This window comes from Pseudomonas sp. COR18 (assembly GCF_048568395.1).
In the GTDB taxonomy this organism is placed as follows: Bacteria; Pseudomonadota; Gammaproteobacteria; order Pseudomonadales; family Pseudomonadaceae; genus Aquipseudomonas; species Aquipseudomonas fuscovaginae_B.
This window is the reverse complement of record NZ_CP183808.1, coordinates 2,824,320-2,836,614: the sequence shown is the minus strand read 5'-3', so window position 1 is coordinate 2,836,614 and position 12,295 is coordinate 2,824,320. Positions and strand designations below refer to the sequence as shown.

The window sequence follows — 12,295 nt, the reverse complement described above, 5'->3', positions numbered from 1 at the left end:
GCACCCGGCGCCGTTATGGCGCCAGGCGACAAACCGGGCCGGACGGCCCAGTGGAATCAGAGCCGGAAACGGCTGACCAGCGAGTTGAAGGACAGCGCCAGGTTCGACAGTTCCTGGCTCGACGCGTTGGTCTGATTCGCCCCGGCGGCAGTCTGGGTCGAAAGATCCTGGATGTTCACCAGGTTGCGATCCACCTCGCGAGCCACATGGGCCTGCTCCTCGGACGCGGTGGCGATCACCAGGTTGCGGCCGTTGATCTGCGCGATGCCGTCGGCAATCTGTTCCAGCGCCTCACCGGTGGCCCGCGCCAGATCCTGGGTCTCGGTGACCAGCGCCTGGCTCTTGCCCATGGCCTCGACCGCGCTGTCGGCCCGGTCCTGTACCGCATGAATCATGGCCTCGATCTCGCCGGTGGACGCCTGGGTCCGCGCTGCCAGGGCCCGCACCTCATCGGCGACCACGGCAAAGCCGCGGCCCTGCTCACCGGCGCGGGCCGCCTCGATGGCCGCGTTGAGCGCCAGCAGGTTGGTCTGCTCGGCGATACCACGAATCACGTCCAGCACCTGGCCTATATCGCGCACCTGCACCGCCAGGTCCTTCACCAGGCCGGTGGACGAGGTGATTTCCCGGGTCGCGTTGTTGATCGCCTGCACCGCGCTGCGGGCCTGGTCGCGCCCGCTGCTGGCCTGCGAACTGGTCGACTGCGAAGCCTGTGAAGTCGACACGGCATTACGCGCCACTTCCTCGACCGCCGAGGTCATTTCCGTGACGGCGGTGGCGGCCTGTTGGATTTCGTCATTCTGGCGGGTCAGCGCCCGGCTGCCGTCATCGGTGACCGCCGTCAGTTCCTCGGCGGCGGACGCCAGTTGGTCGGCGGCGCTGGCGATCTGCTGGATGGTGTTCTTCAGGCTGTCCTGCATGTCGCCCAGGGCCTTGAGCAACTGGCCGGCCTCGTCGCGGCCGTGGCTGCTGATGCGCTGGGTCAGGTCGCCCTCCGCGATGCGCTGGGCACAGTCGACCGCAGTGGCGATCGGCCGGCTGATCAGGCGGCTGATGAAAAAGCCCAGCAGCACGGCCGCGATGAAGGCGATGCCGATACCGCTGTACAGCACCGCCCTGGCCGTCGCCTCCTGGGCTGCCGCCGCCTTGGCGTCCTCGCTGATCTGGCGATCGTTGGAGTCGATCATGATGGTCAACTGGTCCATGACCTTGCGGTAGGCCTTCTGCAGGTCACCCAGCAGCAAGACGCGGCCGTTCTCCAGGTCGCCCGCCGCCATCATCGCCACATAGCGCTGCACCAGCGCCTGGTAGATCGGCCAGTCGCGCGCCATCTGGTCACCGGCAATGCGCTCGTCCTCGGCCAGCGGCCCCTTGCGGTAGGCGGCGAACGCCTGCTCGCTGGCCAACTGATTGGCTTTCATCGAGGCCAGGAACTCATCCTTGACGCTCTGCGGGGCATTGCCCGCGGTGGCGACATACAGCCGGTACATGTCACGGGTCTGGCCGACCGCCTTGGTCTTGGTCTGCGAGGTGTTGGCGACCGAAACCAGGTTGTTGCTGAACACCGCCTGCAGGCGCGCCGACAGTGCGGAAACGCCACTGATGCCAAGCATGCCCACGGCGAGCGTGATCAGCGCGCACAGGAAAAAGGAGGAGATCAGTTTGGTCGAAAGCTTTGCATCGTTGAGCCAGTTCATCGGTGGATCCTTGTGGGCGCCGGTAGAGCGTCCCTGTTCATGTGTGCATTTCCCTGCCCCCGCGTACAACCGGGTGACGGGCCTGTGTGGGGATGCCTTCGCTGCTCGAGTCCGCCCGACAACAACACGGACACGCCTGGCGCATGGCAAGGTCATTCAGCCAACGACGTCGTACCACAGCACAAACGCACAAGCCGAACACCTGTTTTTCCCGCAAGCTTGATGGGATCACTTCCTTCTCGCCCCCCGCGTCGCGCGCACGACACGGCAGGCCACCTACCTTCTGAAACATGCATTCCAGAGCCATTTACTGAAACAAATACGTGATGGCTTTTTGCCATTATCGTTGTTAAATGTTACAGCATGTGAAATATTAATCGCAAACATACGATGTCGTACGACACCAGTTGTTCGGTCACGAAAATGACACGAACCGGGCGTCACGCGCGCAAGTCAAACCGTGAGGAGTTACACATGCATCCGCAAAGGATGGGTCGGCTGTTGCCTGGCGTTCAGAAGGCAAGACCCATAAGCAATACCCTGGCCGGGTGGCTGGCCCTGATGGCCGTCAGCCTGGGGGCCCACGCCGAGGCGCTCGATACCAACGCATCGGCGGGCAAGCGCCTGGCTGTGGCCGCCGACTGCGTGGCCTGCCACACCAGTGCCGGTGGCAAGGCGTTCGCTGGCGGCTATCCGCTGAACTCGCCCATGGGCGTGATCTACTCGACCAATATCACCCCGTCCAAAAGCGCCGGGATCGGCAACTACAGCGAGGCGGACTTCGCCCGCGCCGTACGCGACGGCGTGACGCCGGACGGTACCCACCTGTACCCGGCGATGCCGTACACCTCCTACGCGAAGATGACCGACAGCGACGTCGCCGCGCTCTACCAGTACTTCATGCATGAAGTGAAACCGGTGGATGCCCCAAGCCCCAAGACCCAGCTGGACTTCCCGTTCAACATCCGCACCTCGATGATCGGCTGGAACGCCCTGTTCCACAGTGACAAACGCTTCACCCCGGATCCGGCCAAGTTGGCCCAGGTCAACCGCGGCGACTACCTGGTCAACGCCCTGGCCCACTGCGACACCTGCCACACCCCGCGCAACGTGCTGATGGCCGCCAACAACGACAAGGCGCTGTCCGGCGGCTCGCTGGGCGCCTGGTTCGCGCCGAACATCACCTCGGACAAGACCAGCGGCATCGGCGCCTGGTCGAGCGACGAAATCGTCGCCTACCTGCGCACCGGCCACGTCGAGGGCAAGGCCCAGGCCGCCGGGCCGATGGCCGAGGCGGTCGAACACAGCCTGCAATACCTGGGCGATGACGACCTCAAGGCCATCGCCGCCTACCTGCTTCAGACCACTCCGGTCGACGGCGGCGAGCGCCAGGCCCGCCACACCTTCGGCCAGGCTTCCAGCGATGAGTTGACCCTGCGCGGCGGCAAACCGCAGGACAACCCGGGCTGGCACATCTTCAGCGGCACCTGCGCCAACTGCCACCAGGCCAACGGCCAGGGCAACCGCGAGTACCCGTCACTGTTCCACAACACCGCCACCAGCCGTGCCGACAACCTGATCGCGACCATCGTCCATGGCGTGCACCGCAAGGTCGACGGCGTCGCCATCGACATGCCGGGCTTCGGTCCCAATGCGTTCTACACCGACCGCCTCAGCGACCAGGAAATCGCCGATGTCAGCAACTACGTGCTGACCCACTACGGCAACCCGGAAAAAACCGTGACCGCCGCCGACGTGGCGCGCGTGCGCGAAGGCGGCCCCAAGGCGCCACTCGCCGTCCTGGCGCAGTACAGCGTGCCGGGCCTGATCATTCTCGGCCTGCTGGTCATCCTGGCGTTGTTCAGGTTCAAGGCTCGTCGTCGGCGCCTGGAGGCCTGAACCATGGAAACTTCGATGACTGACAAGCACACCCTCTCCCGCCGCAGCCTGCTGCGCGGTTCGGTGACCCTGGGCCTGGCCGCCCTGGTCGGCAGCCTCGCGCCGTGGCAATCGGTACTGGCGGCGGACGATCAGGACTTCATCGCCCTGTCGCAGTTCCTCGTCAGCCGCCCGGTCAACCCGGTGCTGGCGGCGCGTTACTACCGCGCGCTGAGCAAGCGTGCGCCGAACTTCGCCGGCAACGTCGGCGCCCTGCGCCAACTGATCGCCACGCAAGGCTTCAAGCACGTGGATGAATACCTGGCCCAGCCCAACCCGGATGCGTCGCTGAAGGCGACCGCCACCAGCATCATCTCCGCCTGGTACCTGGGCATCGTCGGCGAGCTGGCCGACGCCGAACTGGTCAGCTACTCCGAGGCGCTGATGTACGCCCCGACCCACGGCATCCTCGCCATTCCCACCTACGGCGGTGGCCCCGACTCCTGGGGCAACAAGCCAACCGATAGACAGGAAACCCAACTATGAGCAGTGCTGCGTACGACGCCGACGTGATCGTCATCGGCTCCGGCGTGATGGGCGGCCTGATCGCCGCCGAGATGGCCAAGGCCAACAAGTCCGTGATCGTCCTCGAGGCCGGCCCTCGGGTGAACCGCCGCGACATCGTCGAAACCTTCCGCAACGCCCCGGTCAAGCTGTCGCTGGCCAACGCCAAGCTGCAAGGCGCCGGCTCGCCGTACCCGAGCCTGCCGCACGCGCCCTCCACCTATGGCGACTACCTGCAGCAGGTCGGCCCGGTAAAATACAACACCTCGTACCTGCGCGTGGTCGGCGGTACCACCTGGCACTTCGGCTCATCGCTGTGGCGCATGCTGCCCAACGATTTCCGCCTCAACAGCCTGTACGGGCGCGGGCGTGACTGGCCGATCAGCTACGACGAACTGGAACCCTTCTACGCCCGCGCCGAAACCGAGCTGGGCGTGTCCGGCGTCGACGGCCAGGACGAAAGCGGCCAGGGCGGCGCGGCCTTCCCGCCACGCTCCATCCCCTACCCGATGGCAGGCCTGAAGCCGAGCTACATGTTCAAGCGCCTGTCGACGATGCTGAGCAAGGGCGGCTACAACCCGATCCTCGAACCCAACGGCCGTGCTACCCGCCCCTACGGCAAGCGGCCGCCATGCGCCGGCAACAACAACTGCAACCCGGTCTGCCCGATTGCCGCCAAGTACGATGGTTCCATGCACATCGACGAAGCCGAGCGCCATGGCGCCAAGCTGCTGGACAACTCAGTGGTGTACAAGATCGAGGCTGGCGACGACGGCAAGATCAGCGCGATCTGGTACATGCGCCCGGACAAAACCCAGCACCGCCTGACCGCCCGCTACTTCGTGCTGGCGGCCTACGGCATCGAATCGCCGAAGCTGCTGCTGATGTCCACCTCGGAGAAGTACCCGAACGGCATCGCCAACTCGTCCGATCAGGTCGGTCGCAACCTGATGGACCACACCGGCATCAGCATGAACGTGATGACCAAGGAAGACATGTGGCCCGGCGAAGGCCCGACCCAGTTGCTGGTGTACCTCAACAGCCGCGACGGCGGGTTCCGCAAGGATTACCCGAGCTACAAGATCAAGGTGCGCAACACGGTGCCCACCTCGCAGATCACCAGCAACCTGATCGCCAAGGGCGTGCTCGGCTCGAAACTCGACGAGCAGATCCGCCTGCAATCGGCGCGCTCGCTGAACTGGGCGGTGGACTTCGAGACCCTGCCGCTGCCGGAAAACCGCGTGACGCCGAGCAAGACCAAGTTCGACGCCATCGGCCTGCCGGTGCCGGAGATCTACTACAGCGTCCCGGACTACTGGCACGCCGGCAAGGAAAAGGCCCTGGAGGACTTCAAGCAGTTCGCCAAGCTGCTCGACGCCGACATCCTCAGCACCGACGTGGGCTTCCAGAACCGCCAGCACATCATGGGCACCACCATCATGGGCGACGATCCGAAGAACTCGGTGGTCGACCGTGACTGTCGCGCCCATGACCACGCCAACCTGTTCATCGCCGGCACCAGCGTGATGCCGTCGTCGTCCTGCGTGAACCCCACGCTGACCGGCGCCGCATTGAGCATCCGTATTGCCGATCAACTGCTCAAGGACTTCCAGGCGTAACGCCGGATCCCGCAGCAGCCGACGTGACAGGCCGCCCTGGCCTGTCACGTCCTCCCTCTCCCGACTCCCCTCTCGCAAAGGCCCAGCCAGGCTGGTTCAGCAGTCATTCGAGCCTTGAAAATATTGTCCCCATTTTAGAATCAATCATTCTCATTTCTGCCTAATTGTCTCGATCATGGATCACCCCTAAAGTACACCCATACCGCAGCCACTGAGCAAACGCCAGGCCGGTGCCGAATTCGCTTCACCCACTTTATCGACTCAAAAAGGAACTCAATCATGTCCAACCGCGAACTGCTGAACCCAACCAACTCCGCCCTGATCCTGATCGACCACCAGCCACAAATGGCCTTCGGCGTGCAATCGATCGACCGTCAAACGCTGAAGAACAACACCGTAGGCCTGGCCAAGGCGGCGAAGATCTTCAACGTGCCGACGATCTACACCTCGGTGGAAACCGAAAGCTTCAGCGGCTACATCTGGCCGGAGCTGCTGGGCGTGAACCCGGGCGCCCAGCCGATCGAGCGCAGCTCGATGAACTCCTGGGAAGACAGGAAGCTGGTGGAAGCAGTGAAAGCCACCGGTCGCAAGAAACTGATCATGGCCGCCCTGTGGACCGAGGTCTGCCTGACATTCCCGGCCCTGGAAGCCATGGCCGAAGGCTACGAGGTGTACATCGTCACCGACGCTTCCGGCGGCACCACCCAGGAAGCCCATGACATGGCCGTGCAGCGGATGATTCAGGCCGGCGCGATTCCGGTGACCTGGCAGCAGGTGCTGCTCGAATACCAACGCGACTGGGCCCACAAGGACACTTACAATGCCGTGATGGACCTGGTGCGCGAGCACAGCGGCGCCTACGGCATGGGCGTCGACTACGCCTACACCATGGTGCACAAGGCCCCACAACGCACCCTGGGCTGATCCCTGCGAACACAGGCCCGCCAGGCTGCACTGCTGGCGGGCTTCCACCGTCTCACTGAAGAAAGGGAATTCTCCCATGCCCCATGAAGGCAGCCTGTTGCAGGCCTCGGTCATTTTCCTGATGGCCGCCGTCATCATCGTCCCCCTGGCCAAGCGCCTCCAGCTCGGTGCAGTGCTCGGCTACCTGCTGGCCGGCGTGCTGATCGGCCCGCAAGTGCTGAAGCTGATGGGCAATGCTGAACACGTCGCGCATTTCTCCGAGATGGGCGTGGTGTTCCTGCTGTTCATCATCGGCCTGGAACTGTCGCCCAAGCGTCTCTGGCTGATGCGCAAGGCGGTGTTCGGCGTCGGCCTGGCCCAGGTGCTGCTGACCGGCCTGGTGATCGGCACCGTGGCCATGGCCGCCTTCGGCCAGAGCCTGCAGGCGGCGGTCGTGCTCGGCCTGGGCCTGGCCCTGTCGTCGACCGCGCTGGGCCTGCAAAGCCTGGCCGAGAGCCGCCAGTTGAACAGCCCCCACGGCCGACTCGCCTTCGCCATCCTGCTGTTCCAGGACATCGCCGCCATCCCGCTGATCGCCCTGGTGCCGCTGCTGGCGGTCACCGGCGTGCAGGAAACCGGCGAAAGCGGCCTGGTCCATGGCCTCAAGGTCCTCGGCAGCATCGCCGTGGTGGTGGTCGGTGGCCGCTACCTGCTGCGTCCGCTGTTCCGCGCCGTGGCCCGCACCGGCCTGCCGGAAGTCGCCACCGCCACCGCACTGCTGGTGGTGATCGGCACCGCCTGGCTGATGGAACTGGCCGGCGTGTCGATGGCCCTCGGGGCGTTCCTCGCCGGCCTGCTGCTGGCCGACTCGGAATACCGCCACGAACTGGAATCGCAGATCGAGCCGTTCAAGGGCCTGCTGCTGGGCCTGTTCTTCATGAGCGTGGGCATGGGCGCGAACCTGCCGCTGCTGTTCGAAAACCCTGGCCTGATCGTCGGCCTGACGTTGCTGCTGATCGTCATCAAGCTGCCGCTGCTGATGTTCGTCGGACGCATGGCCGGTGGCCTGTCGCGCATCGCCGCCCTGCGCCTGGGCATGGTGCTGGCCGCGGGCGGCGAGTTCGCCTTCGTGGTGTTCAAGCTCGGCCAGAACCTCGGCCTGTTCGACACCCGTACCTACGACACCCTGATCATGACCATCACCCTGTCGATGGCCGTCACTCCCCTGCTGCTGATGGCCTGCGCCCGCTTCATCAAGGCCCCGCCACAGCAGGCCCGGGAAGTGCCGGAAGAACTGCGCAAGATCAAGAGCGACGGCCCGCGGGTGGTCATCGCCGGCATGGGCCGCGTCGGCCAGGTCGTCGCACGCATCCTGCATGCCCAGGGCATCCCGTTCATTGGCCTGGACACCTCGGTCGATACCATCGAGATGACCCGCAACTTCGAGCACGTGCCGGTGTTCTACGGCGACCCGCTGCGCCCGGAAATCCTCAGCGCCGCCAAGGTCGGTGAAGCCGAGTATTTCATCGTCGCGCTGGACGACCCGGAGAAGGCGGTGAAGGCCGCAGAAACCGTGCAGCGCCTGTATCCGCAGGTCAAGGTCCTGGCCCGCGCGCGCAACCGCCAGCACGTGCATCAACTGCTCGATGCCGGTGCCGAGCCGGTACGCGAAACCTACTACTCCAGCCTGGAAATGACCCGCCGTGCCCTGGAAGGCCTGGGCCTTGGCTCAGCTCAGGCGGAACGCCGCATCCGGCAGTTCATGACCCACGACGAAGAGACCCTGGCGGCCCAGCACCTGGTACGTGGCGACCGCTCGAAGGTCATGCAGACCGCCCAGGAAGCGCGGGTGGAACTGGCGCGCTTGTTTGCCAGCGATACGGATGAGGCAGAGCAGATCAAAGGGAACTGACCGTTTCAGCCCGGGGCGAACGTGCCCGGGCTGCTTTCAGGCGATAGACGCCGGGAGAGCAGCCGAACCACCGATTGCAGGCGCGATAGAAGCTGCTGATCTCAGTGAATCCCAAACTCTGCGCAATCGTCGCCGGGCCCTGACCCGTCGCGCCGATCAAGTGGCTGGCCAGTTGGAAGCGGCACTCGTCCAGAAGCTGGCGAAAGCCGGTCAACTCATCATCCAGCCGGTTGCGCAGCATTCGTGGGGTCAGGTTCAGGGCACTCGCGATACTCTCCAGAGAAACGACAATGCCCTTTGCCAAGCCCACGACGATATGGTTCTTCACCACCGACGACATCTTCACCGGCGTGTTCTGAAGCTCGGCGTTGAGCAGGCGCTCATAATGCAGTTTCAGCTCGAGGGAGGCAGTCGGCAACCTCTGGTGCCAGTCCCTGGCGGAGAAGGTGATCTTGTTGACCAGATTGGAAAACCGCAGATTCCTGCCGAAAAGAGCCTCCAGCTCATGGCGGTCGGACGGCGCGTCATAACTCACGGCTGTCGCGACCGGCACGACCCTTTGCAAGGGGAGCAGCCAGTGGACGATGCCCAGGATGGTGGCCAGATAGCAATCGATGTAGGACCTGCAGAGCCCCAGCAACTCCAACCTCAGGAAAACGACGCTATAGGACCCGGATTCCTCCAGGATAAGCAGCGGCACTCCATCCGATAACAATGACGAATACTGCGAGAGACTCGTCAGGGCTTCGCCCAATGTGGCACTGCACATCACCGGGTAGAGCTGAGACTGGAGCTGGCCTGGATGGAACAGCTCATGGCAGCCCAGACCGATATCGGGGCTATTCGAGTCGCGCTGAAGAATATCCACGAAGTTCGAAATATCTTCTATCCGTACCCGATGCCCAGCTGCTGCCCTCTCGCTCAGAGAAGCATGCAGGTCGTCGACCCGATGAGAGCTGGAGTGCGCCAGCTCCTTCAGTCTCAGTACCACTTGGGCGCAGGTGGGGGCGATTGTCGGCATGGATAATTCAGTCAGCCTGCAGGTTCCTGGAGTTTGTTGCCCTGAGCTGGCCGGGAGATGAGCCGAACCAACGCCGACAGGCCTTGTGCAGGCTGCTCGGCTGGCAAAATCCGAGTATCGAGGAGATTTCCTTCAGGCTCAATGTGGAGATGGACAACAGATTACCGGCAATTTCCTTTCTCAGATTTTCCTGTAACTCGGAGAAGGTCACCCCTTCGCGCTCCAGGGACTTTTGCAGCGTTCGTGCACTCACGCGCAGGCCGAGCGCCACCGCCTGAAGCGAGGGCAGTCTTCCCTCGGCAACCCCTGCGGAAAACACTGAACGAACCTTCTCGACCAACGAACCGTTGATCTGCTCTTCCAGCAACGCATCCGCATATCGGCAATGAATATCTTCAAAGACAGGGTTCCCGGTAAACACCGGAGCCTTCTTTATATCCTGACTGAACGACAAGCCAAGATGCGCGGCCTCGAAATGCAGGCAGTCACCAAACAGGCGCTCAAGACTTGTCGTATCGACAGGTCTTGGATAAGGCAACTCCACCAGACTCGGCTGGACTTCAAGTGGATGAGCGAGCCAATGAACCAGCCCGAGAATACCAGAGGCGGCGGCATCGATGATGTACCGGGGAACCTGGGAACCGGACGAACCCTTGGGACGCGCGGTAATGGCAAGCTTTTCGAATCGTTCATCCAGGCTGATGAATGATGCATCCGTGATCAGCGGATAGTATTTCACCAGACGCTCCAGCGCGACGCCAATCGTGGGGCTGGACATCACCGAGTAACCTGGAACGCCAAGGAAATACGGCTTGGCGTATTGATAGGCGACAAGACCGATATCGATGTCCCCTGTGCACTCGTAGGCCTCGTCAAGGAAACGATAGACCTGGGAAAAATCCATTTTGTTCTGCTCGAGCAACTCGGAAAGTCTTGATTTATATAAATCAGAAAACTCTTTTATCCTGGGAGTTCTCTTCGAGGTCGCCTGGGTAATTTCAGTAGATTCACTCGCTGCAATTTCAGACATTGCTCACCCTGGGGATCTTTTATCGACCACGTACCGCCTGAGCCCAAACTATCGAGGGTGACTTGCGCGAGCGGACATAATAAAAGGATCTCAAGACACTAGGCAAGGTAATGCACCGGTGTGATCATTGCCCAAATGATAGCTTATAGCCATCTCCCGCCATTCCCAGCGGTGTCGTGCCCATCAAGTACACAGATGTCTGTTACCGGCGGAGGTAATGCCAGTGGTCTCTCACACAGACATGAATTCCGACCTGGAGTTCTGTAGCGTCTCGTCCGAAGAAACGCCGGACTTTGTTCACTGGTTCTACGACGAACTCGCCCAGGGCCGTTTTTTCCTCGCGTTCCAACCGATCATGTCGGTCGAGTCGAATACCAATCTGTACTACGAAGGGTTGCTGAGGCACTGCGCTGGCCCCCTGAAGCTCGACCCGTTTCCAGTCCTGGAAGAAAGGAAGTGCATAAGGGCCCTCGATCATTGTGTGGTGTCGAGTGTGCTCGACATGTTGCGTAGTTATCCAGACATACGCCTGGGCTGCAATATATCTGCGCAAAGTGCGGCGCTGGACGAAAAGTGGCGCAGCATCATCTTGCAACTCAAGGCCGAGCCCGGACTTGCTGAAAGACTCGTTATTGAAATAACGGAAAGCGCTTCGTCAAATCACGACGCTGCAGCCGAGTTTGTCATTCGCATGCGAAGTTTGGGCTGCCTGCTGGCAGTGGACGACTTTGGTTCCGGCTTCAGCACTCTTGAATTCATCCGCACGGCATCGCCGGACATTATCAAGATCGACAAGGGTTACTTGCAGCGCGCCCGAACTTGCGAAGTAGCGGGTGATGCATTCAGGCATTTGGTGGGACTGTGCAAGACATTGGCGCCCCATGTGATTGCCGAAGGTGTGGAATTCGATCGTGATACCGAGCGCCTGGTGAACTGCGCTGCGACGTGGATGCAGGGATTTCTCGTCGGCAGGCCCCAGCGCTTTTTGCCTGGAATACCCAGAGAGTGTGTCATCGAAGATTATCCGAATTGATGTAACGCCCGGCAGGACATCCTGATGATCTCGTCACTATCCGATTTTTGACCATTGAATCGAGGTAATACATGTTGCTGCGAAAAATGAAAATCGCCAATCGGGTCCTTCTGTGCTTCTGCTCGATTGTCCTGATTGTCCTGATCCTGGGTATTTTCGGCCTGATGCAGATCGCCAAGGTGAGGGAAGAAGGGCAGAAAATCGAGAACGACTCCCTGCCCGGTATCGCACTGGGTGACGACATAGCACTGGCCTTCTCGAACACCAGGACCGACGTGGTCCGCTTGTTGTCGGTAGGCCAGGCAAAACTGCCCGAAGCTTATGCCAAAGTGCTGGAAAAGCAGAAACTGTTCAATACGGCAGTCGACCTGTACCGCCCGCTCATCAGTACCGGAGAGGAAAAATCAGCGGTCGACAGCATTGTTGCGCTATTTGCCACGTACAACGCAGACACGGAAGTGGGCTATAAGCTGTTGAAGGACGGCAGGCACGAAGAGGCCCAGGAAGTCATCATAGGCAAAATGGTGGCGACCGCCGAGCAGATCAAGGCACAGCTTAAGAAACTTGAAAAGATAAACGACGACTCCAAGGCGCAAGCGTCCGCTGCGGCTGAAGCCGCCTACAGCAGTGCCCGGTGG

At 62.0% G+C, this 12,295-nt stretch carries 9 protein-coding genes and 1 pseudogene; 7 read left to right on the top strand and 3 right to left on the bottom strand.

Features of this window, described 5'->3' with window-relative positions; genetic code table 11:
* Positions 1-56: 56 nt before the first annotated feature.
* Positions 57-1,697 carry a methyl-accepting chemotaxis protein gene (locus ACM62G_RS13010; protein WP_273825881.1) on the bottom strand — a complete coding sequence of 547 codons (1,641 nt, stop codon included), beginning with the start codon at positions 1,695-1,697 and terminating at the stop codon, positions 57-59.
* A gap of 474 nt (positions 1,698-2,171) precedes the next feature.
* Here ACM62G_RS13010 and ACM62G_RS13005 point away from each other — a divergent pair, with 474 nt between their 5' ends.
* The 5 genes from ACM62G_RS13005 (at position 2,172) to ACM62G_RS12985 (ending at position 8,573) form a co-directional block, all read left to right on the top strand.
* Positions 2,172-3,596, top strand: a complete 1,425-nt coding sequence (locus ACM62G_RS13005) for a cytochrome c (RefSeq protein WP_419737278.1) — start codon at positions 2,172-2,174, stop codon at positions 3,594-3,596.
* A gap of 15 nt (positions 3,597-3,611) precedes the next feature.
* Positions 3,612-4,121 (top strand): sorbitol dehydrogenase family protein, encoded by a 510-nt coding sequence (locus ACM62G_RS13000; RefSeq protein WP_239688020.1) that lies wholly within the window; start codon positions 3,612-3,614, stop codon positions 4,119-4,121.
* Complete coding sequence (locus ACM62G_RS12995; protein WP_054059373.1) at positions 4,118-5,758, top strand: GMC family oxidoreductase; 1,641 nt, start codon at positions 4,118-4,120, stop codon at positions 5,756-5,758. Before ACM62G_RS13000 ends, ACM62G_RS12995 begins: the two co-directional genes overlap by 4 nt.
* Before the next feature lie 279 nt (positions 5,759-6,037).
* Positions 6,038-6,682 (top strand): hydrolase, encoded by a 645-nt coding sequence (locus ACM62G_RS12990; RefSeq protein WP_054059374.1) that lies wholly within the window; start codon positions 6,038-6,040, stop codon positions 6,680-6,682.
* Positions 6,683-6,758: 76 nt separating this feature from the next.
* Positions 6,759-8,573, top strand: coding sequence for a monovalent cation:proton antiporter-2 (CPA2) family protein (locus tag ACM62G_RS12985; RefSeq protein WP_054063621.1), 1,815 nt, complete (start codon positions 6,759-6,761; stop codon positions 8,571-8,573).
* Here the strand turns inward: ACM62G_RS12985 and ACM62G_RS12980 are convergent.
* Both ACM62G_RS12980 and ACM62G_RS12975 read right to left on the bottom strand, forming a co-directional pair.
* Positions 8,560-9,594, bottom strand: a complete 1,035-nt coding sequence (locus ACM62G_RS12980; protein ID WP_419737277.1) for an AraC family transcriptional regulator ligand-binding domain-containing protein — start codon at positions 9,592-9,594, stop codon at positions 8,560-8,562. The two genes, ACM62G_RS12985 and ACM62G_RS12980, sit on opposite strands and share 14 nt — an antisense overlap.
* A 7-nt stretch (positions 9,595-9,601) precedes the next feature.
* Positions 9,602-10,624 carry an AraC family transcriptional regulator ligand-binding domain-containing protein gene (locus tag ACM62G_RS12975; RefSeq protein WP_419737276.1) on the bottom strand — a complete coding sequence of 341 codons (1,023 nt, stop codon included), beginning with the start codon at positions 10,622-10,624 and terminating at the stop codon, positions 9,602-9,604.
* Between the two features lie 223 nt (positions 10,625-10,847).
* Here ACM62G_RS12975 and ACM62G_RS12970 point away from each other — a divergent pair, with 223 nt between their 5' ends.
* Together ACM62G_RS12970 and ACM62G_RS12965 are read left to right on the top strand one after the other, a co-directional pair.
* Positions 10,848-11,657 carry an EAL domain-containing protein gene (locus ACM62G_RS12970; RefSeq protein WP_081006120.1) on the top strand — a complete coding sequence of 270 codons (810 nt, stop codon included), beginning with the start codon at positions 10,848-10,850 and terminating at the stop codon, positions 11,655-11,657.
* Positions 11,658-11,728: 71 nt separating this feature from the next.
* Positions 11,729-12,262, top strand: a pseudogene (locus ACM62G_RS12965) (MCP four helix bundle domain-containing protein); the annotation flags it as partial.
* Positions 12,263-12,295 lie beyond the last annotated feature (33 nt).